Annotated in this window: 26 protein-coding genes and 1 other RNA gene; 4 read left to right on the top strand and 23 right to left on the bottom strand. The window is 38.3% G+C overall.

Annotation, left to right across the window (positions count from 1 at the left end):
• Window positions 1-68: 68 nt before the first annotated feature.
• The 3 genes from rnpB to KI375_RS02840 all read right to left on the bottom strand — a co-directional run bounded on the left by rnpB (window position 69) and on the right by KI375_RS02840 (window position 1,336).
• An RNA gene (gene rnpB / locus KI375_RS02850) (RNase P RNA component class B) lies at window positions 69-454 on the bottom strand.
• Between the two features lie 72 nt (window positions 455-526).
• Window positions 527-832, bottom strand: a complete 306-nt coding sequence (gene gpsB / locus KI375_RS02845; RefSeq protein WP_212972056.1) for a cell division regulator GpsB — start codon at window positions 830-832, stop codon at window positions 527-529.
• Between the two features lie 192 nt (window positions 833-1,024).
• Window positions 1,025-1,336 (bottom strand): spore coat protein, encoded by a 312-nt coding sequence (locus KI375_RS02840; RefSeq protein WP_212972055.1) that lies wholly within the window; start codon window positions 1,334-1,336, stop codon window positions 1,025-1,027.
• A 349-nt stretch (window positions 1,337-1,685) separates the two neighbouring features.
• Here KI375_RS02840 and KI375_RS02835 point away from each other — a divergent pair, with 349 nt between their 5' ends.
• Window positions 1,686-2,147 carry an Hsp20/alpha crystallin family protein gene (locus KI375_RS02835; RefSeq protein ID WP_212972054.1) on the top strand — a complete coding sequence of 154 codons (462 nt, stop codon included), beginning with the start codon at window positions 1,686-1,688 and terminating at the stop codon, window positions 2,145-2,147.
• Window positions 2,148-2,198: 51 nt separating this feature from the next.
• Here KI375_RS02835 and KI375_RS02830 read toward each other — a convergent pair whose 3' ends face one another.
• The 3 genes from KI375_RS02830 to KI375_RS02820 all read right to left on the bottom strand — a co-directional run bounded on the left by KI375_RS02830 (window position 2,199) and on the right by KI375_RS02820 (window position 3,905).
• A complete protein-coding gene (locus KI375_RS02830; RefSeq protein WP_212972053.1) occupies window positions 2,199-2,648 on the bottom strand; it encodes a YppG family protein in 450 nt (149 codons plus the stop codon).
• 58 nt (window positions 2,649-2,706) lie between these two features.
• Window positions 2,707-3,069 (bottom strand): YppE family protein, encoded by a 363-nt coding sequence (locus KI375_RS02825; protein ID WP_212972052.1) that lies wholly within the window; start codon window positions 3,067-3,069, stop codon window positions 2,707-2,709.
• A gap of 641 nt (window positions 3,070-3,710) precedes the next feature.
• Complete coding sequence (locus KI375_RS02820) at window positions 3,711-3,905, bottom strand: hypothetical protein (RefSeq protein WP_212972051.1); 195 nt, start codon at window positions 3,903-3,905, stop codon at window positions 3,711-3,713.
• A gap of 425 nt (window positions 3,906-4,330) precedes the next feature.
• Here KI375_RS02820 and recU point away from each other — a divergent pair, with 425 nt between their 5' ends.
• Both recU and KI375_RS02810 read left to right on the top strand, forming a co-directional pair.
• Entirely contained in the window at window positions 4,331-4,942 is a 612-nt protein-coding gene (gene recU, locus KI375_RS02815; RefSeq protein ID WP_212972050.1) for a Holliday junction resolvase RecU, read from the top strand.
• A gap of 25 nt (window positions 4,943-4,967) precedes the next feature.
• Complete coding sequence (locus KI375_RS02810) at window positions 4,968-7,607, top strand: penicillin-binding protein 1A (RefSeq protein WP_212972049.1); 2,640 nt, start codon at window positions 4,968-4,970, stop codon at window positions 7,605-7,607.
• A 116-nt stretch (window positions 7,608-7,723) separates the two neighbouring features.
• Here the strand turns inward: KI375_RS02810 and nth are convergent, their stop codons facing one another.
• The 15 genes from nth to KI375_RS02735 form a co-directional block, all read right to left on the bottom strand.
• Window positions 7,724-8,389 (bottom strand): endonuclease III, encoded by a 666-nt coding sequence (gene nth, locus KI375_RS02805; protein ID WP_212972048.1) that lies wholly within the window; start codon window positions 8,387-8,389, stop codon window positions 7,724-7,726.
• A gap of 9 nt (window positions 8,390-8,398) precedes the next feature.
• The gene (locus KI375_RS02800; protein WP_212972047.1) at window positions 8,399-9,091 is read right to left on the bottom strand and encodes a DnaD domain-containing protein; all 693 of its coding nucleotides are present in this window, start codon (window positions 9,089-9,091) and stop codon (window positions 8,399-8,401) included.
• Window positions 9,092-9,224: 133 nt separating this feature from the next.
• Complete coding sequence (asnS, locus tag KI375_RS02795) at window positions 9,225-10,517, bottom strand: asparagine--tRNA ligase (RefSeq protein ID WP_212972046.1); 1,293 nt, start codon at window positions 10,515-10,517, stop codon at window positions 9,225-9,227.
• A 263-nt stretch (window positions 10,518-10,780) separates the two neighbouring features.
• Complete coding sequence (locus KI375_RS02790; RefSeq protein ID WP_280528621.1) at window positions 10,781-11,971, bottom strand: pyridoxal phosphate-dependent aminotransferase; 1,191 nt, start codon at window positions 11,969-11,971, stop codon at window positions 10,781-10,783.
• Window positions 11,972-11,988: 17 nt separating this feature from the next.
• A complete protein-coding gene (locus KI375_RS02785; RefSeq protein ID WP_212972045.1) occupies window positions 11,989-12,468 on the bottom strand; it encodes a cell wall elongation regulator TseB-like domain-containing protein in 480 nt (159 codons plus the stop codon).
• Between the two features lie 216 nt (window positions 12,469-12,684).
• Window positions 12,685-15,489, bottom strand: a complete 2,805-nt coding sequence (gene dinG / locus KI375_RS02780; RefSeq protein WP_212972044.1) for an ATP-dependent DNA helicase DinG — start codon at window positions 15,487-15,489, stop codon at window positions 12,685-12,687.
• A gap of 320 nt (window positions 15,490-15,809) precedes the next feature.
• Window positions 15,810-16,193 carry an aspartate 1-decarboxylase gene (panD, locus tag KI375_RS02775; RefSeq protein WP_207452293.1) on the bottom strand — a complete coding sequence of 128 codons (384 nt, stop codon included), beginning with the start codon at window positions 16,191-16,193 and terminating at the stop codon, window positions 15,810-15,812.
• 12 nt (window positions 16,194-16,205) lie between these two features.
• Complete coding sequence (gene panC, locus KI375_RS02770; RefSeq protein ID WP_212972043.1) at window positions 16,206-17,057, bottom strand: pantoate--beta-alanine ligase; 852 nt, start codon at window positions 17,055-17,057, stop codon at window positions 16,206-16,208.
• A gap of 1 nt (window position 17,058) precedes the next feature.
• Complete coding sequence (gene panB / locus KI375_RS02765) at window positions 17,059-17,892, bottom strand: 3-methyl-2-oxobutanoate hydroxymethyltransferase (RefSeq protein WP_212972042.1); 834 nt, start codon at window positions 17,890-17,892, stop codon at window positions 17,059-17,061.
• A 274-nt stretch (window positions 17,893-18,166) separates the two neighbouring features.
• The gene (locus tag KI375_RS02760; RefSeq protein WP_212972041.1) at window positions 18,167-19,147 is read right to left on the bottom strand and encodes a biotin--[acetyl-CoA-carboxylase] ligase; all 981 of its coding nucleotides are present in this window, start codon (window positions 19,145-19,147) and stop codon (window positions 18,167-18,169) included.
• Entirely contained in the window at window positions 19,108-20,325 is a 1,218-nt protein-coding gene (locus KI375_RS02755; protein ID WP_244852227.1) for a CCA tRNA nucleotidyltransferase, read from the bottom strand. The genes KI375_RS02760 and KI375_RS02755 overlap by 40 nt, the downstream gene beginning before the upstream one ends.
• 13 nt (window positions 20,326-20,338) lie before the next feature.
• Window positions 20,339-21,466 (bottom strand): N-acetyl-alpha-D-glucosaminyl L-malate synthase BshA, encoded by a 1,128-nt coding sequence (gene bshA, locus KI375_RS02750; protein ID WP_212972039.1) that lies wholly within the window; start codon window positions 21,464-21,466, stop codon window positions 20,339-20,341.
• Complete coding sequence (bshB1, locus tag KI375_RS02745) at window positions 21,463-22,179, bottom strand: bacillithiol biosynthesis deacetylase BshB1 (RefSeq protein ID WP_212972038.1); 717 nt, start codon at window positions 22,177-22,179, stop codon at window positions 21,463-21,465. The genes bshA and bshB1 overlap by 4 nt, the downstream gene beginning before the upstream one ends.
• A gap of 135 nt (window positions 22,180-22,314) precedes the next feature.
• Window positions 22,315-23,118, bottom strand: coding sequence for a 4-hydroxy-tetrahydrodipicolinate reductase (dapB, locus tag KI375_RS02740; protein ID WP_212972037.1), 804 nt, complete (start codon window positions 23,116-23,118; stop codon window positions 22,315-22,317).
• The gene (locus KI375_RS02735; RefSeq protein ID WP_212972036.1) at window positions 23,115-23,456 is read right to left on the bottom strand and encodes a nucleotide pyrophosphohydrolase; all 342 of its coding nucleotides are present in this window, start codon (window positions 23,454-23,456) and stop codon (window positions 23,115-23,117) included. Before KI375_RS02735 ends, dapB begins: the two co-directional genes overlap by 4 nt.
• Window positions 23,457-23,779: 323 nt before the next feature.
• Here KI375_RS02735 and KI375_RS02730 point away from each other — a divergent pair, with 323 nt between their 5' ends.
• Window positions 23,780-24,655 (top strand): YitT family protein, encoded by an 876-nt coding sequence (locus KI375_RS02730; protein ID WP_212972414.1) that lies wholly within the window; start codon window positions 23,780-23,782, stop codon window positions 24,653-24,655.
• Window positions 24,656-24,747: 92 nt separating this feature from the next.
• Here KI375_RS02730 and purU read toward each other — a convergent pair whose 3' ends face one another.
• Together purU and KI375_RS02720 are read right to left on the bottom strand one after the other, a co-directional pair.
• The gene (purU, locus tag KI375_RS02725) at window positions 24,748-25,647 is read right to left on the bottom strand and encodes a formyltetrahydrofolate deformylase (protein WP_244852225.1); all 900 of its coding nucleotides are present in this window, start codon (window positions 25,645-25,647) and stop codon (window positions 24,748-24,750) included.
• A gap of 501 nt (window positions 25,648-26,148) precedes the next feature.
• Window positions 26,149-26,826, bottom strand: coding sequence for a zinc metallopeptidase (locus KI375_RS02720; RefSeq protein WP_212972034.1), 678 nt, complete (start codon window positions 26,824-26,826; stop codon window positions 26,149-26,151).
• Between the last annotated feature and the right edge of the window lie 50 nt (window positions 26,827-26,876).

Here is a 26,876-nt window from a genome sequence, read left to right as displayed (position 1 = left end):
AGTATTATTCACGTTTTCTAAACAACAAAAAAACTCACCTGATAAAAGGTGAGAGTTCCATCATAACATCTTATAAGCCATGTTCTGTACCATCGTACTCCAAGCGATCATAGGTAGACCTCGTACTCCGGTGGTAATCATCTATCTGCAAGTTCATCTTGCCTTTTTCTTCGTTCATTTCCTGCGAAAAAGTTCCCCTACCAAAATTTGGGTTTCTCACTCACGGGGTTTACCTCGTTCCACCTCTGTCGTTTCCAACAGAGCTCCGTCACTGTGGCACTTTAAAGGTAGCAACACCATATTATCAAAATAACGTAGGTATTTTCCCTGCCGTCAACTAAGAATGATCTTAGCTGCCCCAGCTTATTGTTTCGCTAGGCGTGAACACTACGGGCATCTCAGCACCGTGTGAGCATGGACTTTCCTCTGCGATGAGCAGCGATTACCCAGATGTTATGATTCATACCAAGATATTATTTTATCTCTTTTTTCCCTTACATGCAAGTGGTAAAAAAAGAATGGACAATTATTCGTCCAATTTGCTGCCAAATACATGTTTTTCCAAATTAGAAAGTCGCTTTAAAATGTCGAAATTAGTCGTTCCAGCAGGTTGTGCTGGTGGCGGCTGTCGACGGGATTGATCTTCTACTTGCTTTTTCAACTTAGTATTTTCTTGTTGCAATTCTTCTACTACTTGATGCATGGCTTCATAATCTTTAATAATTTGATCTAAGAAATGATCTACCTCATCTTGTTTATAACCGCGGAACTTTGTTTTAAATTCCTTTTCTAATATTTCTTTAGCAGTTAATTTTAGTCGATCTGCTAACAATCCAAAACACCACCTTAAAATTCACACTACCATATCATTATTCTTCCAAAATAATGCCATTTTGTCAATTTTTCAAGATGGTTTATTTTATACTTGTACAAAATCTATGACTATAGGCCCAACCTTCGTCCCAAAAAGGCTATATGGGTTCAGAAATATAAAAGCGAGGACATAATGTCCTCGCAAAATAAATTAATATGGAAAATTGGGTCTTGGTCCAAATCCTGGGCGTGGTCCAAAACCTGGTCCCGACATTTGTCCTGACATAGGCCCACCAGACATTGGCCCTGAACCCGGCATCATCACTTGTTGATTGGATACCTCATTCACAACAGACTGGGTATGCGGGAAATAATGCTCATGAATAAAATTTTCATGATTTACTGTTGTTGTATGACTAGGATGGATTTCTGGAACGATATAGTTTTGACACGTATGATTCACACAACATTTCGTTGGATGAACAACCGCTGGCAACACCTTAGTACAACAATTTTTATTCATAAAAAAGCTCCTCTCTCTTGTCATCTTTTCCTTTCATTTATAACCTATGAAAATTAGTGGATACATGTACTAATCATAAAACCCAATTTCTGAATTAAAATGTGAGAAGTTTAAATTAAATCTGCAATAACAACTGACGAAAAAATACTAAAATCAACAAATTTCTACCGTAAATCACCTTTAGTTGATTAAACACTTGACAAGTCCGTCGAAATATGCGCTTGCCCGGGAAATGAATTATCTGGATACAGCAATTATTCCCCATTAAGTTAGAAATTGAGGATTTTTTATTGAACTCTTTAAAATTAATATTCATACGATACAACAGACTATGTAGGAGGTGTAAAAATTGAAGGAAAAGCCTAAGAATATGAATAATATAAGTGAACCCTTTCAGCATTTAATTCATAGTATGGATCGCTTATTTACGGAATCGCCAAATCATGGACTTTTACAAAGTATGAACGATTTTTTTACTCAAGCAAAACCATTCGGAGGATTTCCAGTAGACTTTACTGAAAACAGTAAGGAATATCTCATTACAGCAGAACTTCCTGGTGTAAAAAAAGAACAAATTGAACTAGAAATCTTGCCGCAATATGTAACGATCAATGTTCAACAGGAAGAACGGTATGAAAAAGAAGATACAAAAAACCAAGGCTTTCATAAAAAGGGCTTATGGAAAAAATCCTCTAGAACCATTCCACTTTCAAAGCCTACAATCCAACATAAAGCCGTTGCTCAATACAAAGATGGCATTCTCAATATTAGGATTCCGAAAGAACGTGGAAAAAAGCTATCCATTGATTAAAATGAAAAGATTAATGTAAAAAGGAATCGATCACAAAAAATCGATTCCTTTTTAAAGTTTAAACATACCGCCAATCCCTTTTGCCATTCCAGACACTTGATTAATGGCATTTGCGAGTTGACCAGCAGTGTTCACCATCTTATTAAAGTCATATGATCCATCTTGCGATTTAAATGATTGAAATACGGAATTGAGCGGTTTCGCTGGTTTTGCTTGATTTAATTGTGAATGTGGTTTTGCATAAGGGATTGTTTGGTGATTGTACTGATACTCCTCTTCAGATTGTAGAGGGTTTTGAAATAAATAGGCAGAATTATTATATTGCTTCTGCGGTAAAGATGGCGGTTGATTTTGATAAGGTACAGCATAAGGGTTATTCATTCCGTACTGAATGCCTGGTTGATAGTTTGTTGGATATGGTGTAGGAGGATAAGGATGAGCGTAAGGGTAGGCATTTCGATAATATCGTTGTTGACCGTTTATGATCGGAAATGGCTGCATTTTACCCCTCCTTCTATAAATTTCTACTACACCTTATGCCCAACCTTTGAAAATGGTGCTACTCCTCCGCTAATTCTTCTAGCATCCTCCGCAGAATAAAATCAATCGATTGAATATGAGAATTAAATCGCTTCAAACTGGATTCAGGGAAAAAAGCACGGATTGAAACCATTTGAATATTTTCTGCTGTATTACGAATTTGCATGGGGTGAAGATTTTTTGGTTTTTCTTGCATCGACCACTCCACCGCAAGTGGTTCCCATTGATCACAACAGACCTTTACTTGATCTGCAAAAGGCTTTACCTCTTTAAAAAAGTCCCCTTTTTCACCCGTTTCTCGATGTTTAAGAAAAGTCTTATGGGCATCGTTATTAAATGTATATAATTGTTCTGTTAATTTTTTTAGATTATTTATTTCCATTCCTACCTCCCCCTTTTTCTTGTGATTTAGGAAATAATAAATTCTTGGCTTGTGGCTAACTAGCTTATGTCGCGGTCTACATCCAGCTCCAGCGCAGGCTCCACAGGATTGCATGTCCATCGGCGTTGCGACGTAGAGGATGTACTAGTGCAGACGTTGCGATTGTCGTCGCGTTTGAGTCTGCCGCCAGGATGGCACGTCTTAGCCGTTCATTCTTACTATGAAAGTTTGTACGTCGCTAAACGGGCGCTTGCGCTTTTGTTCTTGTTAAGGAAACTATAAAATTGTCGCTTGTGGATAACTGTTTACCTTGTGGTTGGTGTCTAGCTCCAGGCGCCATCGGCTCGAGGCTCGCAGGAGCGAGTCCATCGGCGTTGCCACAGGACGTGGCGACCTTAGCCGATGTTCCACGAAATAACCTGAGCCAATGAAAGGCAAAGAACGCCTTTCTTTGGCTCAGAACATTTGCTTGTCGCCGATAGGCGGGCGCCTTGCGCTTTTCTTGACCAGTTATGATGGATCTCGTTATGTATAAACTAACTTTTTTAAAAAGAAAAAGTAGCTGGTTATAATCCCGCTACTTTTCCATTTTACTGCTATTAACATATCGAAGCAAATAAGTCTAACAAAAAATGAATGGACTATTCTGCTAAAGCATACGTTGTTTCTAGCCCAACTCTTGCTTTATCCTGCTCTAGATTGATAAACTCCTTTTGTTTCCCATCAAGCGTAACCTGCCTTTTGCTCAGTGCAGATTTGTCTTTCAGCATTTGTTCCACTAAATTCATTTGCATTTGGATATCTTCCAACCGGTTTAATAACTCTTTTTTAGTCACATTCCTGCCTCCATCCTCTGCCTTTGCATTAGTATTTCACCATTATCGTAGCGATCCCTGCTAGGCTGACAAAACTAGAAGCATTTCGGCAAACAAAGTGGTTACCTTCTCTCTTTTTCATTTTTTCGACAAGTTTTAAGTGGATGGTCGGTTGGGACCATTTAGTTTAGGATTTCCTTCCCCTGCTTTTGTTGGTTGGTCCTTTATTCTTTTCTTTTCTTCTTTTTGTTTATTTTTTGCCACATTTATCATCCTTCCTTAGCTTCTACTTCCTTTTCGTGTTTAACTTGTCCATTTAACTGAACTTCATGTATCTTTTTTGCATTTGAAACGTATATACAATCGTAGGAAAAAAAGCTACACTCCCATATGTAAGATTTTTCCTTTATGAAGGGTATGATATAATTAGAGTGAGGTGGATCTTGATGGTTTTTCATTACCCCAATGGGAAAAAATACCAAGGCAATACAAATGGTAAAAACGAAAGAAAACAGATAGGCAAACAAAGATCGTATAGTAACAGAGGAATGACATTAGAGGAGGATTTAAACGAAACCAATCAATATTATCTTACCCATAATATTGCGGTTATTCATAAGAAGCCTACCCCTATTCAAATTGTGAATGTAGACTATCCTTCAAGAAGTGCCGCTGTCATCAAGGAGGCCTATTTTCGTCAGGCATCCACGACAGATTATAATGGCGTTTGGAATGGTAAATATATCGATTTTGAAGCAAAAGAAACAAAAAGCAATAGCTCTTTTCCTTTAAAAAATTTTCACCAACACCAAATTGAGCATATGAAAAGTGTGGTTGAGCAAAATGGGATCACCTTTGTGATTGTAAGATTTGCGACAACAGATGAAGTTTTTCTGCTAGAAGGGAAAGTTTTATTCTTTTATTGGGAACGCATGATGAATGGAGGGAGAAAATCCATAAAGAAGGATGAGATTATACAAAACGGGATTCACATCCCCTATGGATTACAACCGAGAATTGACTATATAAAAAAAATCCAAGCATTAAACCTTCTTTAACATCTTTGAAAGTGAGGAACTCCATATGGCAGATAATAATCAAAGTCAAAGCCGGGTTGCACGAAAAAAACAACCTTCAAATAAAAAGAAACAACCTAAAAAAGCAAGAAAAGTCTTTAAAACGATATTTCTAACCATTTTTATTCTTGGTCTCGTCGGTGTCATTGCTGGAGGTACAACATTTGCGGTTTATGCAAAGGGTGCCCCCCCACTGGATAAGGTACTATTAATTGACCCAGTCGCATCAGATTTGCTTGATGTAAATGGTGATGTCTTTGCCACAGTCGGTACAGAAAATCGCGATTTTGTCGAGTTTGATCAGATCCCCGATGAGGTGGTTGATGCAGTATTAGCAACAGAGGATGTTCGCTTCTATAAACATGGAGGCATTGATTTCCGACGACTTGCCGGAGCCGTGCTTGCTAATATTACGCGTGGATTTGGGGCTGAAGGTGCTTCTACTATTACGCAACAGGTTGTAAAGCTTTCATTTTTATCAGATGTAAAATCATTAAAACGCAAAGCACAAGAAGCCTGGCTTTCGATAAAATTGGAAAAGGAATATTCTAAGGAACAAATTTTTGAAATTTATGTGAACAAAATTTATTATGGGAATGGTGTGAGCGGCATTGCTACAGCTGCTGATTATTACTTTGGCAAAGATTTAGACGAGTTAGAATTACAGGAGAGAGCCTTTTTAGCCGGGCTACCACAATCGCCTAACCGCTATGAGCCATACGACCATGCTGAACAAGCAGATAAAAGAAAAAATGTTGTTTTGTCGTTAATGTATCAGCATGGAAAAATAAATAAAGAAGAAATGGATGCGGCTAAAGAGATATCCGTTACAGATACCGTGATTCCAAAAGAGGAAAATCAAGAATCCTCTTATAAATATGATTCCTTCGTTGATCAAGTGATTCGTGAAGTGGAAGAAATGGGTGACTATAATGTGTATGCGGATGGGTTAACGATCCACACTACACTTGATCCAGAAGCACAGAAATATACAGAGAAAATGTTTTTTGATAATGATGTTGTCCAATTCCCGGATGAAGAAATGCAAGCTGGACTTGTACTCACAGACACGCAAACAGGTGAAATCCGCGCAATTGGCGGGAATCGCTACAAAGATATAAAACGGGGCAGAAACTTTGCTACGACGCTCTCAGAGCGGCAACCAGGTTCTACTATTAAGCCGATATTCGACTATGGACCTGCGATTGAGAACTTAAATTGGTCAACCTATGAGCAAATTGTTGATGAACCTTATCAGTATAGCACTGGTGAATCGATTGGAAATTGGAATAACACGTACGATGGCCAAATGTCGATTCGGGAAGCCCTATATAAATCGAGAAATATTCCAGCCCTTAAAGCTTTTCAAGCCGTAGGTAATGATAAAGTGCGAGACTTTGCTGCCAAGGTTGGAATGGAATATGACAAAATTGAAAATGAATCAGCGTCTATTGGGGCTATTGAAGATGTTTCTCCATTAAAGCTTGCTGGAGCATATGCAACCTTTGGAAATAACGGAACATATAATAAGCCACATACCGTGAAGAAAATTATTCTGAAGGATAATGAAACAGAAATTGTCAATAAAGTATCACCACAACTGGCGATGAAGGATTCAACCGCCTATATGATTACAAGTATGCTTAAAGATGTCATCTCAAGTAAAGCTGGTGCTACGGGAAGTGGTGCAATTATTCCTGGACTCCCTGCAGCGGGAAAAACGGGTACGACTAATTACACTGCCCAACAAATTGAAGATTGGGGTCTTGACCCTGAAGGAAAAGATGTTCCTGATGCTTGGTTTGCAGGCTACACAACCAATTATACGATAGCCGTATGGACGGGTTATGAAGATCGCAAAAAGCCTTTACGCGCCGGAAGTGATCAACAAATTGCTAAAGAATTATATAAAAACTTAATGACTCATGTCTCTCAAGGCATTGATACTCCGGATTTTACAATGCCGAAAAGTGTAGTAAAAGCAGCTGTTGAAAAAGGCTCTAACCCAGCAAAGAAACCAAGTAAATATACACCAGAGAGTAATATCATTTATGAATATTTTGTAGCTGGAACAGAGCCGAAGGAAACTTCTACAAGTTTTGATAAATTAGATACACCATCAGTAGATGGGAAATATCATGAAGACTCCAATGAAATTGAGTTTAGTTGGGATCACCCTGATAGCGATAAAAAGGGCTTAGTATTCAATGTTTCCATAACAATTGATGGTGAGAAGAAATCGCTCGGAGACGTATCGGACCGAAGCTATGTGCTGAAGGATGTAGAACCTGAAAAGACTTATAGCGTAGAAGTCACAGCTGTTTTCGAAGGCCAAAAAAGTAGTGCTGGAACAGCAAGTGTGACCGTGCCTAAACAAGAGGAGGAAGAGGAAGAAGAAGCTACCCCTCCTGAGGATGATGCCTCTGATGAAGCGGAAGATCAGGATGATCAGGGACAAGAAGAGGAAAACGAGGAAAAGGAAGAAGACACAGAACAACCAGAAGAGAACGAGGCAAATGAAGACGAAGAGCAAGCTCAGGAAGAAGAGGAACAAGAGGAACAAGAAGAATCAGAAGAAACAACCAATCAGGATGAAGCAGATGATAATCCTGACCAAGAGGACGCAAATGCGGGAGAATCAGAGTAAGAGTTAGAAGGAGGAATCCTTCCTCTCCCTCCTTCTAACACAGCTATAAAAAAACGTCAATCTCTCAAGCTAATAAGAGATTGACGTTTTTTTATATTAATATTAAGTCCTACTACTTAGGAGATCGCTCCTTGTGTCTGCTTTTTCAAGCGTTTTTTTCCCTCTCTACATATCTCGTTTAAGGGACAGGTTACACATTGTGGTTTTTGCGCTTTACAGTGATAACGACCAAAGAAAATCATTCTGTGATGTGTAACAGACCACTCTTCTGCAGGGATTTTCCGCATTAAAGTCCTTTCAACTTCAAGTACATTATCCTTCCAGCGACAAAAAGCTAGTCGTTTACTGACTCGTTCTACATGGGTATCAACAGCAATCGCTGGGATGCCAAATGCCACTGATAAAACAACATTCGCTGTTTTTCTTCCTACACCAGGTAATTTCTCAAGTTCTTCACGATTTCTCGGAACTTCCCCGCCAAACTCAGCTAATAGCATTTGACATAGCTTTTGAATATTCTTTGCTTTATTACGAAATAAGCCAATCGAACGAATGTCCGTTTGCAACTCTTCTAAAGGAACGGCTAAATAATCTTCAGGTTTTTTATATTTTGTAAATAATTGCTCTGTTACCCGATTGACTAATGCATCCGTGCATTGCGCAGATAAGGAAACCGCAATAACAAGCTCAAAAGGATTGGAATGAACCAGTTCACAATGAGCATCCGGAAACATCTTCCCCATCTCGTCCAAACAGAAGCGTATTTGTTGTTTATTTAACATTCTCTCACCCTATTGCTCAAGCCAATTATAAACAGGCATTGTCTTTGATGTCGATTGTGTTGGTTTGCTGGCTTTTGATTTTTGTCTAAATTTCGAACTATGAATCTTTGCTTGCTCAACAGTTTGTATACCATTTTTCTTCCACTCAAATAAAATTCGATCAATATAGCGAAAATTAAGCGTATTTGACATCACTGCTTCTTTTAAGGCAGCCCTTATCAATGTTGGCTCTTGTCCATCTTGATCGACCCACATTGCTAATGACTCACACTCCATTGGAGATAGCGGCCTGCCAAATTCGCTCTCAAAGATCGTGTATAAATCTTGTTCTGCTTCTAACACATTTTTAAGATTGTCTTGTTTTCTTTCTTTTATCATTTCTTCTGCAAGCCGATACCAGAGAGGTGTAAGAGAATATTGATCAAAGCCTAACCCCTTGTTACTTTGCTGTTCAATCTTTATCAGCTCATGTTGAACGAGCTTACGAAGAATGGATGAACATTCATTATGAGTAATCGTCATTCTCTCAGCAATTTGTTCAGGCGTTGGAAACTCATTCCCTTTTTCTTTATAAGCAATAATTTGAAGGATTAAAGAAAGCTCCTTCTCATCCAATCCTAAGTTTCGATATTTTTGAATAAGCAGAACAGGAATTTGTATTGTTCCTGCTTCAATCCACGATACCATTAAGTCTTGATCCATTTTGTAACACCTCGCTTTTCGTTTTCTTAGGAACATGAGTGAAAGAGACTAACCTATCGTGGATAGTCTCTTTATCTGGATGTTTTCATAAACGAGCTTCTGGTTTCCTCTTAGTCACCAAAATGTTACGCACTTAAGGATACAGACGATTTAATAAACGCGGGAATGGGATTGTTTCTCGAACATGTTCCACTCCAGCTATCCATGCCACAGTCCGTTCTAGACCTAACCCAAATCCGGAATGTGGGACAGAACCATAGCGAGAAATATCTAAATACCATTCATAGGTTTCTTGTGGCAACTGATGTTCTTCCATTCTCTTCTTCAATAATTCCAAATCATGAATTCTTTCAGATCCACCGATGATCTCTCCATAGCCTTCAGGTGCAATCATATCCGCACAAAGGACAACATCATCGTTTTCAGGCGCCGGTTGCATATAAAACGGCTTTATTTTCGTTGGATATTTTGTAATAAAAACGGGTTGATCAAAATGATCAGCAATGGCAGTTTCATGAGGAGCTCCAAAGTCATCTCCCCACTCTATATCAGCAAAGCCTTGTTCATGTAAAAATTCAATTGCATCATCATATGTGATACGTGGGAATGGAACCACCACTTTTTCTAACTTCGTTGTATCTCTTCCAAGTCGTTCTAATTCTAGGGAACAATTTTTTAATACGGATTGTACGATAAATGCGACATATTCTTCTTGAACTTTTAAACTGTCCTCAAACTCGTAAAAGGCCATTTCAGGTTCAATCATCCAAAATTCAATTAAATGTCTACGAGTTTTTGATTTCTCCGCTCTAAACGTAGGACCAAAAGAAAATACTTTTCCCAGCGCCATTGCCGCAGCTTCCATATATAACTGCCCACTTTGCGATAGGAAGGCATCTTCATCAAAATATTTTGTATGAAAAAGCTCTGTTGTTCCTTCTGGGGCACTGCCTGTTAAAATTGGCGGGTCGATTTTAACAAATCCATGTGAATTAAAGAATTCATAAGTGGCCCGAATAATCTCATTTCTGATTTTCATTACAGCATGTTGGCGGCGAGAACGGAGCCATAAATGACGGTGATCCATCAGAAACTCGGTTCCATGATTTTTAGGTGTGATTGGATAATTAACTGCTTCATGAATCACCTCTACATTTGAAACTAATAATTCATAGCCAAATGAAGAACGACTATCTTCTTGGATTACCCCTGTAACAAATAGAGATGTTTCTTGAGATAAGGATTTGGCTTTTTGAAAAAGGGATTCGTCTACTTCACTCTTAACCATAACACCTTGGATAAAGCCAGTTCCATCACGTAATTGCAAAAATGCAATTTTCCCGCTTGAGCGCTTATTATCCAACCAGGCCCCAATTGTAACTTCCTGTCCTACATATTTATTTACTTCAGAAATTGATACTTTCATACTAGTCGTCCTTTCATCATACAAAAAATTCGTTTAAATACATGTTCAAAAAGTAGAATAAAAAAACAAAAGCGCAATCGCCCGTTTAGCGACGTACAAACTTTCTTAATAAGGATGAACGGCCAACACTAGTACATCCTAGGGGGACTTCCGCGTGTTGTGGAAACTTCACTGTTTGACACAAGACGTGTCAGCACATAGTCGAAGGACCTTTAGCTCACAGTGTCATTTTCACCAGACTTTTTGAACATCCTCTTTACTATTTACTTTATTTTATTTTGAACAAAAGTGTGGATTCTTTTAATCGCTTCTTCTAGATTTTCTAAAGATGTTGCGTAAGACAAACGGATATTATCTGCTGAGCCGAAACCGGACCCCGGTACAACCGCCACTAACGCTTCCTCCAATAATCCCGCTACAAACTGATCCACTGTTTCATAGCCTGTTAAAGTTGCAGCTTCTTTGACATTCGGAAATAAGTAAAAGGCTCCTTGTGGCTTTTTACATGTCACTCCTGGGATCGAGACTAGTTTTGGATAGATAATATTTAGTCTTTCTTCAAAAGCTGTTCTCATGGTTTCTACGGCCGCTTGTGAACCATTATAAGCCTCAATCGCACCAAACTGAGAAGTAGTCGTCGGATTAGAGGTAGAATGACTCGCAAGGTCTGTCATAGCTGCAATTAACTGTTTGTCTCCTGCTGCATAACCTATTCTCCATCCCGTCATGGAATGCGATTTGGAAACACCATTGATCAGTATGGTGATTTCCTTCAGGTCTTGAGAAATTTCTGCAATCGATGTATGACTATTATCCCCATAAATCAACTTTTCATAAATTTCATCAGACACAATATACACTTGATGTTTTAAACAAATTTCCCCTAATGCAACTAATTCATCTTTCGTGTAGAGCATACCTGTTGGGTTGCTGGGTGAATTTAGTATAAATGCTTTTGTTTTAGGTGTAATAGCTTCTTCTAATTGTTCAGGTGTGATTTTAAAGTCCTGCTGTTCTTCTCCATCTACATAAACGGGTACTCCCCCTGCTAATTTCACCTGTTCAGGATAACTAACCCAATAAGGTGTCGGGATAACAACCTCATCGTCAGGGTTTAAAAGAACCTGAAATAATGTGTATAGGATATGCTTTGCCCCATTCCCTACGATCACTTCAGCAGGGGTATATTCAAGACCTTGATCTTTTTTTAATTTTGCAATGATTGCCTGCTTAAGCTCAGGTGATCCTCCAGCAGGTGTATACTTCGTTTTCCCTTCTTTCATAGAACGATAAGCTGCTTCAATTATATTATTTGGTGTATTAAAATCAGGCTCTCCTGCTCCAAGACCGATGACATCCATCCCTTGCGCCCTTAATTCTTTTGCTTTAGCGGTAATAGCCAAAGTTGTGGACGGAGTTAGTGTTTCAACACGATTTGCCAAATGAATTGTCATGATAATTCCTCTCTCTACTATAAATTTTCAATTTTTCGCCACCATTTACCAGTATCAAAATGAATATAATAATAATTGAGTTTCGACTGTTCGTCTAGATACGAAATTTCCCAAAGTGGCAAATCCTTTTCCATTCCAAGTTTTACTCCCATAATTTTTTTCGGGTTTTCTTCTTGGTTTAATTTTGCAATGGCATCCTGCATTGAGATACCATCGGCCATTTTTTTCTCGACTATTTCTTTATCTTTCTTTTCCGGAACCCAAACAGCTAACTTTTCTCCAGATTTGTTCTCTCCTACAATGACATAATGAGTCTCAGTGCCATTATATAAGTAAAATTCGTCGATTTTTGTTAGTTCAGCTTCCGCTTTTGCTCTTTCTTCAGCATATGCTTTCATCTCCTTTAACGGAGCACGACTTGATTCGTATATGTAAAAAAAGAGTGCCGAACCCAAAAGGATAATGCTTGCTATTACAATTAAAATCCATTTTTTCATACGAGCCCTCTCACTACCATCATTCCTTTACATTTTTCCTTTTTACATGATTATTGCGCATAAAAAATGTCATCATATCACTCCATAAAAAGGTCATACTACTAGGTAAGCAATGTCTCCCATCATTATAACAGGATTTTTGTTGAAAGATGATGGATTTTGCGTTTTAAAATAAATTTTAGCCCACATGATTGAGGTTGTAGAAATCCTACAGCCTCATTCAAGCCATTGCTGGATCTCATCCAATATGACAGGCAGCGGTCCTCTCTCAATTGGGATCAGTGGGATGGATTGTAAAAATACCTTCCCGTATGAAGTTGTATCTAACCGTTTATCAAATACAACCACAACACCACGATCTTCTTCACCGCGTATCAATCTCCCAAATCCTTGTTTAAAGCGGAGTACCGCTTGAGGTAAGGCATAAGTAGTAAAAGGATTCATCCCTTTTTCCTTTATCTTTTCATACTTTGCTTCTGTCACTGGTTCATCAGGTGGTGCAAAAGGAAGCCTTACGATGATCAGACAAGAAAGATCTTTTCCAGGTATGTCTACACCTTCCCAAAAACTACTAGTACCAAAAAGAATGGCCTTCTGAAATTGTTGAAAGTTTTTAATGAGTCTTGATCTACTTCCGGCTGAAATTCCTTGCGCTAAAATCGCATAATCTTCCAAACACCCTGCCTCTTTTACCAAATAATACGTCTTCTTTAACATGTCATAAGATGTGAATAGAATTAACATCCTGCCATTGGTTACCTCTGCAATCGCCAACAGATGACTGGCAATCATTTCAATATCATGATCCATCGCCTGACCACGAATTTCAGGTAAATCTGTTGGAATTAGAAGCTTAGCCATTTTTTCAAATTTAAAGGGAGATGGATAAATTTTCTGAATCAGCTCATCCTTTGTAAGTCCCAACTCATATAAAAAATAGTGAAAAGATCCTTGAATAGATAAAGTAGCTGATGTTAATACGATCGACTTTTTTTGCTGAAATAGTTGCTCCCTTAAGAAAGGACCAATTTCCGTAGGTTCGTTTCGAATTGTAATACTTGTTGGCAATGCTTTTATATCACCTTGCAGCCATAGAATTTCTTCTTCCACAGGGGAAATAAAGATGTCTTTTATCCTCTTGCCTATTGCCATCCATTCTCGAATAAAACTATTCATTTCCTCAATAAAAGCCTGTTCGGCAATCGTAAGTTTTTCTTTATGGTCTTTTATTAATACTAGTCGCTCTTCCAACCCTCTTTTGATCAATCGATGTTGATCATAAACTCTTTCCGCACACATGACAATCGATTGCCATGTACGCTTTTCTTTCATTTCATTCGTAATACGGAAAAAGTCTTTTCTCGTTTGCACTCCTTTATTTTTTTGCTTTGAATCAGCTAATAATTTCCCTAATTGGCCGTATAAAATATCTAGTTCTTCATCCATTTGCAGGATCGCCTGTTCTAATTCCATCGAAAGTATAGCCGGTGTTAATTTTTTGCTTTTAATAAGTGACTCTAGCGTTTTAAAGAAAAAGTCTTTTTCCAATGTTCCTAATCGCCCGATCCAATATTTCACCGAATTATATTCTAATTTTTCACCAAAGGAATTTCTTGCCGTTCGTTCAAGATGATGAGCCTCATCTATTATCACATATTGATATTTCGGCAGAATTTCCTTTTCTGTATCCAAAAGTAACATGGAATGATTTGTAATAATAATATTGGATTCCTGAGCTTTTTCACGTGCAAAAAGATAGAAATCTCTTGACAGCCATGCGTCCTTTTCTTTATCCGTAAACCAACCATCATGTTGAATTCTGTATCTAAACAATTGACCTCCACTAGTAAAGTTGAGCTCATCTAAGTCACCTGTCTCTGTTCGTGTAAGCCAAACTAAAATTTGCATTTTAGTCAGGACAATATCGGAGTGGCTCTCTTTTTCACGTAAAGTTTGTTCAAATTTTAATAAATGAATATAGTGGTTTCTACCTTTTACAATACAAGCCTGAATTGGGAATGGTACGGCTTCAGCTAATCTTCTGATTTCATTGTTTAATATTTGTTCTTGCATTTGTGTCGTATATGTACTGATCACAACAGGTTGTTGCTTTTCAATTGCCACATAAAGCGCAGGTAGTAAATAGGCTAATGACTTTCCAGTTCCGGTTCCTGCTTCAACCACCATATGCTGCTGATCAATAAAGGCTTCATAAATCGTGTCCATCATATCAAACTGCATTTCCCTAGCTTGAAAACCATTTATATGAGGGGAAAGCAAGCGGATTTTTTCTTCCGCTATCACCGGATATGGATGATGGTCTTGGATTTGGTTATGAATTGGTTTGCTTTTCTTCTTCAGAGCAATGCCTCGATGTACTTCCAAATCGTCCGCTAAATTTTCTATCTTTGCTTCTTGTTCACGTAAAAGTTCATGAAATAAGGGGCCTATATCACTTTTTAAATAAAAAGCAAGCTCCGTTAATTTTTCTAGCGTTATGATAGGTAATTGTTTAGCTCTATCAATAAGCATTAACAGCAATTCTGCCGTGACTAAGGCATCACTATCAGCTTGGTGAGGACGATCATGATCAAAGCCTAAGACATCGGAGAGATCAGATAATTTATAGCTTGGAGACTCTGGTAATAAAATTTTAGTTAACTCTACTGTATCAATGGCGTTTGAAAAAACATTAAAATACCCTGCCACTTCCATTTCTTTTCGTAAAAATCCTAAATCAAACAAAACGTTATGTGCGACAAAAACAGCATCGCGAAGTAACGTTTGGATTTTCTCAGCAATCTCGGAAAAATGGGGCGCATCCTCTACCATTTCATCTTCAATGCCAGTTAGTTCAGCAATAAAGGGTGGAATGGAAATTCCTGGATTAATGAACGTTGTATACTGATCAATGATCTGGGAATCGAGAATCACGACTGCGGATAATTGAATAATGCGATCTCCTTTTCCCCACATATTTCCTGTTGTTTCTAAATCAACAACAACATATTTTTGTGACATGCTAATCTCACCTTTTTTAATCTGGCCCATACTTTATCCCGCTTTAATATTAGCGGGCACTAATACCTCTACTTGATCTTCATCATTGTACCATATCTTTCTATTCATGGTAAGAAAACACAAACGGCTTATTCAGTAAGAAAGGCTTAGTTTAGACCGTCCTAGCGGCAGACTCAAACGGTGATCTCCACCCCCTATACACTAGTATATCCTGGATCGCCGCTGGATTCGTATCCTACGAGCCTCTTGGGCTATGCGCTAGAGTTTGATCAAAAAAACCAGTCCCTTTATTCCCAAGGACTGGCAAGCTACAGAAGCAACTAACAAAAAGTTGACTCTGGTTCATGATGAATCAATTCTTTAATTTGGTTATCTTCCGTCATAATCGCTATTTTCGGTTGATGGGTGCGCAATTGATCTGTTGCAATAAGCGCATAGGAGATAATGATAATAATATCACCAGGTTGAACGAGGCGCGCTGCTGCCCCATTTACACAAATAACACCAGAACCTCTTTCTCCTTCAATAATATATGTTTCAAATCGTGCCCCGTTATTGTTATTCACGATTTGTACTTTTTCATTTGCAACCATATCAACAGCATCGAGAATATCCCGATCAATCGTAATGCTGCCAACATAATTTAAATTCGCTTCCGTTACAGTCGCTCTATGAATTTTTCCGTTCATCATTGTCCGGAACATCTAATCCTCTCCTTACCTCTCAACATTCAAAATCATATTATCAATTAACCGTGCTTTGGAAAATTGGACCGCTATCGCAATAATCACTTTCCCTTCAATCATTTGTACTGGCTGCAATTCTGGAAATCGCAGGAGCTCGATATAGTCGATTTTTCCGCTTGTATGTTTTTCTATATGATGATGAATCTCTTTTGTAACATTCGCTATGTTTCTTTCACCTTGACTAATGAGTTGCTCACCGATTCGTAAAGCCCTGTATAGAGAAGGAGCTTCTTTACGTTCTAGGCTAGTTAAATTCACATTTCGAGAGCTTTTAGCTAAGCCGTCATGTTCCCTCACCGTATCAACAGCAACCAGCTCAATTGGGAAATCAAAATAGTGAATCAGTGCATCTACCACTGATATTTGTTGAGCATCTTTTAACCCAAAATACACTCGGTCAGGACTAACAAGATGAAATAATTTCATTAAAATCGTGGCAACACCGTCAAAATGCCCAGGCCTACTTTTCCCACAAAGCTGATCCGTTCGTTGCAGTACATCTATTTTAAATGAACGTTCTTGGTCATACATTTCTGCAACATCCGGGATAAATAAAATATCGACACCAGCTCTGTCAGCTAGACTTTGATCTTGGTCGTGATTCCTTGGATAAGCATGAAAATCTTCCTTGGGCCCAAATTGGAGCGGATTCACAAAAATACTCATGACTGTACAATCATTATCCGCAACGGACTTTTCAACCAAAGTTAAATGTCCCTCATGTAAAGACCCCATTGTGGGAACAAATCCTATAGACTTTCCACTTGTTATGACATGCTGTATATGCTTTTGCAATGCTTTTTTCGTGGTGAAAATCTCCATGCTATTTTCCTCCATATAATAATTCGAGCTCATGTTCATTCATCGTAAATGAATGTTTCTCAGATGGAAACGTACCTTGCTTAACATCTTCTATATAATCTCGAATGCCAGTTTCAAGGACTTGATTTACATCACCATATTGTCTCACAAACTTCGCGACACGATCAACGCCAAAATTAATGAGATCATGAAGAACAAGCACCTGACCATCTGTTTCATTTCCCGCACCTATGCCAATGGTCGGAATTGAAATACTCTCAGTTACAATCTGCCCTAGTTGCTTGGGAATACATTCAAGCACAAGAGCAAATGCCCCAGCCTCTTCACATCTTTTGGCTTCTTCAACTAAGAGCGATGCAGCTTCGGCGGTTTTTCCTTGTACTTTGAAACCACCCAAAACACCGGCTGTTTGCGGAGTAAGCCCTAAATGCGCCATTACAGGAACCCCAGCTGTCGTTAAAGCACGGATCGTTTCGATGACCTCGCCGCCCCCTTCAACTTTAATCGCATGTGCTCCACCTTTTTGCATAAGCATTGCAGCTGATTTCATTGCTTCCGCTTTGCTCACATGATAAGTCATAAACGGCAAATCTGCGACAATAAACGTATCACTTGCTCCTCTTTTAACCGCTTTTGTATGATGAATCATATCATCCAAGGTCACAGGTACAGTCGAATCATAACCTAAAACCACCATACCTAAAGAATCTCCGACAAGCACTAAATCAACTTCCGCCTTTTCAGCCAGTTTGCCTTGCGGAAAATCATAAGCCGTCACCATAGCAATTTTTTCTTTCGCTTGTTTCATTTGCTGAAAATCTGTTGTCTTCTTCATTTCGTCTCCTCCTTTTTTGTCCGAGGATACCGTAATGAATTGCGAGATTACCATCAATTAACAAAAGAGTCCTCTGCAAATAGGCAGAAGGACTCTTACATCTCTCATTCATTATTCACAGGTCCTCTGTCCCAGTCACAAAATGGATCAAGGCAGATTGTAGAGTAGCTCACTTTTAGTTACTGGAGCTAAATCCAAAATCATTATATTTGTAGGTGCAGTTCGTTTAGATACTGCCCAATTAAATTATAACAAACTCTTTTCCATCTGACCATTAATGAATGAAAATATCTGCTGAATAAATAGAATGAACTTGACCATTTTCATCGCGAATCAGAAGCACTCCGTCGTTTGTGATTCCCTCGGCAATGCCTGTTATCTTTTCCCTGCTCGTTTGGGCCGTTATTACTTTTCCAATACTGATGGCATATTCTTCCCAAATAATCTTCAGGGGTGCGAAGCCTTTTTCTATGTAAATCAAATAATATTTCTCTAAATTCTTCAAAATACGTTGAACAATTATTTTTCTCTTTATTCTTTTCCCAGACTCAATAAATAAAGAAGTTACTTTATCCTGTAATTCATTAGGAAAATCTTGAATATCCTGGTTCACATTGATTCCCATGCCAATAATTAAATAATTGACTTGATCTGCTTCTCCTTGTAATTCCGTTAAAATGCCTGTAATCTTTTTGCCATTCAATAATAGGTCATTTGGCCATTTTATTTCAGGTTCTAGCTCAAACAGGTCCTCAATCGCTTTCGCTACAGCAATGGCGGTAATGAGTGTAAATGGTGGTGCTTTTTCTAAAGGTACGATTGGTCGTAAAATTAAACTCATCCATATCCCTTTTTGTTTAGAAGAATGCCATACACGTGACATTCTTCCCCTCCCACTTGTTTGTTCTTCAGAAATGATCAGCGTGCCCTCAGGCGCACCTTTAGCTGCCTCTTGATGAGCAATTTCCTGAGTGGAAGTAGTTGTTTCCAAATGAATCACTTTTTTTCCCAGTATAGTTGCTTCGAGTCCGTATAAAATTTCATTTTCCGTAAGCCCATCTGGTAAATGAATTAAACGGTAACCTTTTTTTCGAACAGCCTCAATTTCAATGCTTGATTTTCTCAGTTCCTCTATTTGTTTCCAAATGGCCGTTCTAGAGCAACCAATTAGATCGGCAAGATGTTGACCTGATAAATATTGCCCCTCCGCTTCAGCTAATGCTTCGAATATTTGTTGCTTGATGGATTTTCCCACGCCTTCACCCACCCCCGAATCATTTCCCGTTCATTTGGAATTCTTTGATTAAGAATCTCCTCTTCCAGTTGATTCAATAATTGACTTATCCATGCACCCGGCGCTTTTTGCGTCCATTTCAACACATCTGTTCCAGTAATGGCCAATTGCGAACGGTCCGTAATTGGAAATTCAGCAAACTGTTCATAGATTATAGCTGTTACTAAATGAGGGCTTTTATCTTGTAAAACACAAACTACCTTCTCAACCATCCCTGCAATCTCCTTACCTGCTCGGTAAAGTTGGACATTTGTCCATTTATTTTTCATTCGCCAGGTCAAAAATGATAATGCTCGTTGTAGCTTCTTTATTTCTTTTGTCGGCATTTTCCACTTTTTTAATTGTTTTTGAGGTTCTTCCGCTTTTTCTAAATACAACGCTAGTAACCATCGTTCCATAAGAGTTAATTCCTCTATAGGCATTTCGATGAGCTGATCGATTATATAATCTTGATTAAAAATAGCAGGCCAATAATGATTTAATTTGGATTTTCTTGCTATTTTTAAAGCGCGTTTTACTTTTTTTCCTTTTAAAAGTTTCTCCATCTCTAATAAAATTCTTTCTATAGCAATATTTTGGAGTAATGGAGCTTGTTGGATTAATGCTTCTTCCGTCCTTGAATCGAGTTTAAAGCCAAGCTGGCTGACAAAGCGTATGGCCCTCATTAACCTTAGAGCATCTTCGCCAAATCGTTCTGTTGCGGAGCCAACAGTTTTTATACAGCGCTTTTCAATCGCTTCTCTGCCATTGAAGGGGTCCTTGATGATTCCTTCTTCATCCATAGCCATTGCATTGATCGTAAAATCTCGGCGCCTTAAATCATCTTTTAAAGAACGAATAAAAGAGACACTTTCAGGTCTACGAAAATCAACATATCTGGCTTCAGCCCGAAATGTCGTGACTTCATACCCCCGTCCTTCGTGAATAACCAATATCGTTCCATGTTCGATCCCAACATCCACCGTAGAAGAAAAAATGGATTTTACTTCCATTGGAGTGGCTGAAGTCGCAATATCGATATCATGAATTTCCCTTTTAAGGATATAATCTCTCACTGCTCCACCAACATAATATGCCTCATAGCCCGCTTCCTTTAGTCGATGAATGATTGGCTTTGCCTGGATGAATAATCTGTCCATCATCATAAACTCCTTATTTTACCTTTTGGGTAAAAGATTGATACAACTGCTCATATTGCTCCACAATCATATGCGAAGGGAAATATTTTTCAGGGGTAATGGTCGCATTTTCCGAAAGTTGATTGTACAGAGTCGGATCCGTCAAGATTAAAATCGCTTTTTCCGCGATCGATTCTACGTCTCCGATATCACAAAGAAATCCATTAAAATTATCCATAATCACTTCCGGAATCCCACCGATATTCGTTCCAATACAGGGGACACCACAGGCCATTGCTTCTAATGCTACTAATCCAAAACTTTCTTTTTCTGAAAGCAGCAGCATAAGATCGCTGATTGAGTATAATTCTTCCAAATGATCTTGTTTTCCTAAAAATAATACTTTGTCTTCAATGTCCAACTCTTTTGTTAAATGACATAAATTTGACTTCTCCGGTCCATCACCGATTAGCAGAAGTTTAGCAGGTACTTCTTTAGCAATTCTCGCAAACGCTGAAATAACATCATCGACTCTTTTAACCGGGCGAAAATTAGAAACATGAATCAATACCTTCTCATGTGGATGAATGCCGTAAGCTTCTTTTAATTTCTCCGAATTCACCTTATGATACACTCGCTCATCAATAAAATTATGAATAACACGTATTTCTTTATCAGGATGGATCAAATCATTTGTCTGCATTTTTAAAGCCTGTGATACAGCTGTTACGGCGTCCGATTTTTCTATTCCAAATTTAATCGCTTCAACCAAAGTAGGATCATACCCAAGCACAGAAATATCTGTGCCATGTAAAGTCGTCACAATTTTAACATCGCGATCAACCATTTGTTTTGCTAAGATGGCACAAACCGCATGAGGAATTGCATAGTGAACATGCAGGAGATCAAGCTCTTCTCTTCTTATCACCTCAGCCATTTTACTTGCCAAAGCAATATCATAAGGGGCGTATTGAAAAACAGAATATTGATTAACCGATACTTGATGAAAAAATATATTGGGATGTAGAACATTTAAACGGAACGGTACATTAGAAGTTATAAAATGAATCTCATGTCCTCTTTCAGCCAATAATTGCCCTAGTTCCGTTGCTATTACACCAGAACCACCAACAGTTGGATAACACGTTATACCAATTTTCATAATTTCTCACCAAATAAATCCTCATGTAATAATAGTGGTTTATTGGCCACAAACCCCTCTGCAAAAGAAACGCCCACTTCTTTTCCAAATAATTTTTCTCTTGCTGTTACTGTTTCAATATATCCTTCTGTTAGGGGTGTTTGGACCCCTTTCTCCGCCTGAAAAAACTGTGACTGATACATTTGAAGAGCTTGAATCTTTTGTTCTATGTGATTGGTAATATCCAGCATAAAAGTAGGTGTTGCAAAACCGTTAATCATATAGTGATATAAAAAAGTAGGTTTATGAGCCTTTGCATCACCTGCAACTAGATATTTTCTAATGCCCGCTGAAAAAAAAGCCTCCGTCACCAGTTGTGCACAATGTTCATGATCGGGATGCCGATCTTTATAATATGGCGCAAAAATAACCTTAGGCTTATATTCGCGTATCACTTGTACCATTTCTCGTATATGCTTATCTTCTATACTCAACCCACGATCAGGAAATTTAAGATTTAATCTTTCCCGCACACCAAGCAAACTGGCCGCTTTCTCAGCTTCATCTCGTCTAGTAATAACATCTCCATTTGATGATAGCTCAGCTTCTGTCAAGTCACATATAACGATTTCCTTCTTCTCCTTTGCCCATTTCGCTAATGATCCACCCATCCCGATCTCAACATCGTCGGCATGGGCACCGAAAGCAAGGACATCTATCCCTTGTTCATTCATACCTTCTATTCCCCCTTCTCTAACTTATTCCAAATTTCTTTTCCTCGAATCAACTGGTAGTAATATTTCCCTTGCAAGAATTCGAGCAGAAATCAGAATGGGAAGTGAGGGTGTCCTCACTTCAACAGTCCCGCTTTATACAAGAATATGCTCTAAACCATATACTAACGTATCTAAAGACATAATTGTTTCTACGGAAACTTTTACACCTGACATAAACGATGCGCGATTATAAGAATCGTGACGCAAAGTAAGAGTTTGTCCTTCCGCACCAAATAATACTTGTTGATGAGCAATCAAGCCTGGAAGACGAACACTATGAATTCGCATTCCATCATAGTCCGCACCTCTTGCACCATCGATTGTTTCTTTTTCATCTTCATGTCCTTGGCGATGAGATGGGCGATTTTCTTTGATCATTTCTGCTGTTTTCACTGCAGTCCCCGATGGTGCATCTAATTTCTGATCATGATGCATTTCCATAATTTCAACATCAGGAAAGTATTTACTGGCCATTTGTGAAAATTTCATCATTAAGATGGCACCAATTGCAAAATTTGGAGCAATAATACACCCTAGTCCTTTTGCTTCCGCTAAGCTTTTGAGCTCTGATAATTCCTCTTGAGAAAATCCAGTTGTGCCGACTACAGGTCTAACGCCATAGGTTAAAGCTGTTTTCGTATGTAAATAGCCGGTTTCAGGTGTCGTTAAATCAATAAGAACATCGGCTTGCTCATTTTGAAAGCATTCCTCTATGTCTGTGTATACTTTTACCTGTGATTGCGATGTTTCCAAAATATCCGCTAACTTCATTCCATTATGTCGATGATCAATCACGGCCACTAGTTGGAAGTTTTCTGTTTCTTCTACAAGCTTGACTGCTTCTCGTCCCATCCTTCCCCGTGGTCCTGCAACTACAATCTTAATAAAATCAGTCATTGGATTTCCCCCTCTTTTTTTGTCCATCTATCTTTGTCCCGCGTATTAAATTTTTTCATCACTCGATCATGAGCACTTTGTAAATCAATATCTAACGAATTAGCCATGCATATCATCACAAATAATACATCACCTAATTCTTCCTCTATTGTTTTTTCTTCTTCCGAAGATTTCTTTGGCTTCTCACCATGATAATGATTAATCTCACGAGCTAATTCGCCTAACTCTTCTGTTAATCGTGCCGTTAAAGCCAGTGGACTAAAATATCCTTCTTTAAATTGGCTGATATAATCATCAACTTCTTTTTGCAATGCTTGTATTGTTTTTTGATTACTCATATAAATCAACCTTTCCAATATGATCACAATTGAAATCTGCCCAGCCATTTCATTTACGCTTATGATGGCAGACAAAGGGGAATGATTAACTAATACATCTTAAGATGCTTCACTTTATATTATCGAATTCTTTTTTTATATACAAATATTACCGCTTGGATCCTGAGCTATTTGCTATCTGTACTTCCCTTTATTTTTGCATCCTAAGAACACAATGATTATAATAGATGAGCTTACATAATATAAAAAGAAACTTCATTCAGCGAGATTTTTTCTCATGTTGCGATAAATTTATAGACTTCAGTATATGCTTGGGGGCAAAAATCATGTTTGGTATAAAAACTAAAAATGTGGTGCTTATCTTATTTGGCGCAGCAATTTTCTCGTTTGGACTCGTTCATTTCAATATGCAGAACAATTTAGCTGAAGGTGGTTTTACTGGAATCACACTTTTACTGTATTTTGTTTTTGAAATCGATCCATCTATTTCCAACTTAGTCTTGAATATTCCAATATTTTTTATTGGTTGGAAGCTCCTTGGACCAAAACCATTTACTTATACTCTAATTGGTACTGTCGCTGTTTCAGTCTTTTTATTTATTTTTCAAAGATTCCATTTTACAATTCCTTTAAATAATGATATGTTTTTGGCTGCTTTATTTGCCGGTGTTTTTATTGGAATTGGTTTAGGAATCATCTTTCGATATGGGGGAACAACCGGCGGTGTTGACATTATTGCTCGACTATTTTTGAAATATAAAGGTTATAGTATGGGAAAAACAATGTTCATGTTTGATGCTATCGTGATTACCATCTCATTATTAACTTATTTAGATCATATTGAGGCAATGTACACCTTGGTAGCCGTTTTTGTAGCAGCCAAAGTGATTGATTTTATTCAAGAAGGATCCTATGCAGCAAAAGGCGTATTCATTATATCGGAAAACAAGCATGACGATATTGCGAGTGAGATTTTGATGCGCATGGGGCGCGGAGTAACCGTTCTAAGAGGTTATGGCTCATTCACAAAGCATGAGAAAGAAATTCTCTATTGTGTTGTTGCCCGAAATGAAATCGTCCATTTAAAAAAGCTCGTTAATGCTGTTGACCCTGCCGCTTTTGTTTCCGTAACGACTGTCCATGATGTAATGGGAGAAGGATTTACTTTGGATGAGAATAAAAGACCACTCGATGTGTAGCCTTTAAGATTGCATAACATCCCTTCAAACCACTTTATATTATGAAAAAAACCTTCCCACAAATAAAATGGGTAAGGTTTTTTTCAAATGTATTAATCAAAAACAATCGTCTTATTACCTGTTACAATGACTCGATCTTGCAAGTGCCATTTAACAGCGCGTGCTAATACACTTCGTTCAATGTTTTTACCAATTTTCTTTAAATCTTGTACTTGGTCTCGGTGATTCACTCGTTCTACCCCTTGCTCAATAATCGGGCCCTCATCTAGATCGTTTGTCACGTAATGCGAAGTTGCGCCAATCAATTTAACTCCACGGGCAAACGCTTTTTCGTACGGTCTTGCTCCAATAAATGCAGGTAAAAACGAATGATGGATATTGATGATTTGTTTTGGATAATGGGAAACAAAATTTGGTGTTAAGATTTGCATATATCTTGCTAAGATAATTAACTCTATACCATGATCCTTTAAAATCTTCAGTTGTTTCTCTTCCACTTCATTTCGGATTTCTTTGTTTGCCGGGATATAGTAAAAGGGAATTCCTAGTGATGCCGCTAATTCTCGTGAATCCTCATAGTTACTAATGATACAGGAGATATCCATCATTACATCTCCATTTTGCCATTCCCACAATAACTCTCTTAAGCAATGTGGTTCCTTCGATACAAAAATGGCGGTTTTTTTAAGGGAACTTACATAACGAAACTCATATTTCATATTGAAACGAGAGCCAATCTCAGCAAACTCTGCTTCTATTTTCGCTTTCTTTTCCGTTAATTTTGGGCAAGCAAATTCCATCCGGATAAAAAAGTTTCCTCCTACAGGATCTTCAGAATATTGACTTGATTCAAGAATGTTTGCACCATGTGTTTGTAAGAATGTTGAAACTGTAGCAACAATTCCTGGCTGGTCTGGACATTTAATAAGTAATCTTGCGCGATCTAAATTATTTTGACGATATTCTTCCAATGTATTTCGATAATCTTTCAACATCTCATACCCCTTTAACTAATATAAATCTTATTTTAAATAGTTTAACAAATAACAAGAAAAGCGCAAGGCGCCCGCCTATCGGTGACAAGCAAATGTTCTGAGACAAAGAAAGGCGTTCTTTGCCTTTCATTGTCTCAGGTTATTTGACCTCGAGCCGATGGCGCCTGGAGCTAGACATCAACCGCAAGGTAAGCAGTTATCCACAAGCTACAATTTTATAATTTCCTAAACCAGAACAAAAGCGCAAGCGCCTTGATCAGCCCCGACAAGCAAATGTTCCTGAACCTAGGAAGGGGCTTTTTCCCTTCATAGGTTCAGGGTTATTTGACCTCGAGGGGCTAGGCGCTGGAGCTGGATGACAAAACTCAAAATTACAACTTATCCACAAGCCAAGAATTTTATAGTTTCCTTAACCACAAGAAAAGCGCAAGGCGCCCATATCAAAAAAACATTTATTCCAGTTCAAAGGAAAAACCCGGAATCTCCGGGTTTAAATCACTAGTCTCTAGCGCTTGTATATATTAAGATCAATCTTAATAGTTCAAGGACTGCAACAGCCGCAGCAGCTACATAAGTCATAGCCGCGGCATTTAGAACCTTTTTTGCATCGCGCTCTTCTTCGTTATTAATAATTCCTAATGTCACAATTTGATTCATCGCCCTTGATGAAGCGTTAAATTCGACGGGTAAGGTGACGATTTGGAATAGAACACCAACAGCCATCAGAATAATCCCCACAAGCATCAACTGAGAAAGAGCTGTAAAGAAGATACCGGCTAAAATAAAGAACCATGCCATATTTGAACTTATATTTGCTAACGGTACTAAAGCATGTCGGAAACGTAATGCTGCATATCCCTCTTTATCTTGGATAGCATGTCCAACCTCATGGGCAGCTATTGCAGCACCAGCCACAGAATGCTTACGGTAGTTTTCCGGAGAAAGATGAACAGTCTTTTTCATGGGATTATAGTGATCACTTAAAACCCCTTTTGTTTCTACAACTGCTACATTTGAAAGTCCATTCGCATCCAGAATCCTTCTAGCTACCTCTGCCCCACTCATCCCTGCTGAAGTTGGAACTTTGGAAAATCGAGTATAGGTGCTCTTCACTTTCATTTGCGCCCAAATCGGTATTAAAATAATAATGGCCAAATAAATCAGATACTGTACCATTTATATCCTCCATATCATATTGAGATACTTCTATTTTATTCTAAAGGACA

The organism is Bacillus sp. J14TS2, from assembly GCF_018333015.1.
Lineage (GTDB): Bacteria > Bacillota > Bacilli > Bacillales > Bacillaceae_C > Lederbergia.
The sequence above is the reverse complement of the archived record's forward strand: the minus strand, read 5'-3'. Positions and strand labels throughout refer to the sequence as shown.

Excerpts from the sequence above, each read along its gene's own strand:
- nth (WP_212972048.1), bottom strand. The coding sequence starts at position 8,389 with ATGTTAAATAAACAACAAATACGCTTCTGTTTGGACGAGATGGGGAAG.
- bshB1 (WP_212972038.1), bottom strand. The coding sequence starts at position 22,179 with ATGAATGAACAAGGGATAGATGTCCTTGCTTTCGGTGCCCATGCCGAC.
- KI375_RS02755 (WP_244852227.1), bottom strand. The coding sequence starts at position 20,325 with ATGGACAGATTATTCATCCAGGCAAAGCCAATCATTCATCGACTAAAG.
- panC (WP_212972043.1), bottom strand. The coding sequence starts at position 17,057 with ATGGAGATTTTCACCACGAAAAAAGCATTGCAAAAGCATATACAGCAT.
- bshA (WP_212972039.1), bottom strand. The coding sequence starts at position 21,466 with ATGAAAATTGGTATAACGTGTTATCCAACTGTTGGTGGTTCTGGTGTA.
- dapB (WP_212972037.1), bottom strand. The coding sequence starts at position 23,118 with ATGACTGATTTTATTAAGATTGTAGTTGCAGGACCACGGGGAAGGATG.
- dinG (WP_212972044.1), bottom strand. The coding sequence starts at position 15,489 with ATGTCACAAAAATATGTTGTTGTTGATTTAGAAACAACAGGAAATATG.
- panB (WP_212972042.1), bottom strand. The coding sequence starts at position 17,892 with ATGAAGAAGACAACAGATTTTCAGCAAATGAAACAAGCGAAAGAAAAA.
- KI375_RS02785 (WP_212972045.1), bottom strand. The coding sequence starts at position 12,468 with ATGAAAAAATGGATTTTAATTGTAATAGCAAGCATTATCCTTTTGGGT.
- KI375_RS02800 (WP_212972047.1), bottom strand. The coding sequence starts at position 9,091 with ATGGATCAAGACTTAATGGTATCGTGGATTGAAGCAGGAACAATACAA.
- KI375_RS02830 (WP_212972053.1), bottom strand. The coding sequence starts at position 2,648 with ATGCAGCCATTTCCGATCATAAACGGTCAACAACGATATTATCGAAAT.
- KI375_RS02735 (WP_212972036.1), bottom strand. The coding sequence starts at position 23,456 with ATGAGTAATCAAAAAACAATACAAGCATTGCAAAAAGAAGTTGATGAT.
- panD (WP_207452293.1), bottom strand. The coding sequence starts at position 16,193 with ATGTTCCGGACAATGATGAACGGAAAAATTCATAGAGCGACTGTAACG.
- KI375_RS02840 (WP_212972055.1), bottom strand. The coding sequence starts at position 1,336 with ATGAATAAAAATTGTTGTACTAAGGTGTTGCCAGCGGTTGTTCATCCA.
- asnS (WP_212972046.1), bottom strand. The coding sequence starts at position 10,517 with ATGAAAGTATCAATTTCTGAAGTAAATAAATATGTAGGACAGGAAGTT.
- KI375_RS02790 (WP_280528621.1), bottom strand. The coding sequence starts at position 11,971 with ATGACAATTCATTTGGCAAATCGTGTTGAAACACTAACTCCGTCCACA.
- KI375_RS02810 (WP_212972049.1), top strand. The coding sequence starts at position 4,968 with ATGGCAGATAATAATCAAAGTCAAAGCCGGGTTGCACGAAAAAAACAA.
- recU (WP_212972050.1), top strand. The coding sequence starts at position 4,331 with ATGGTTTTTCATTACCCCAATGGGAAAAAATACCAAGGCAATACAAAT.
- KI375_RS02720 (WP_212972034.1), bottom strand. The coding sequence starts at position 26,826 with ATGGTACAGTATCTGATTTATTTGGCCATTATTATTTTAATACCGATT.
- KI375_RS02825 (WP_212972052.1), bottom strand. The coding sequence starts at position 3,069 with ATGGAAATAAATAATCTAAAAAAATTAACAGAACAATTATATACATTT.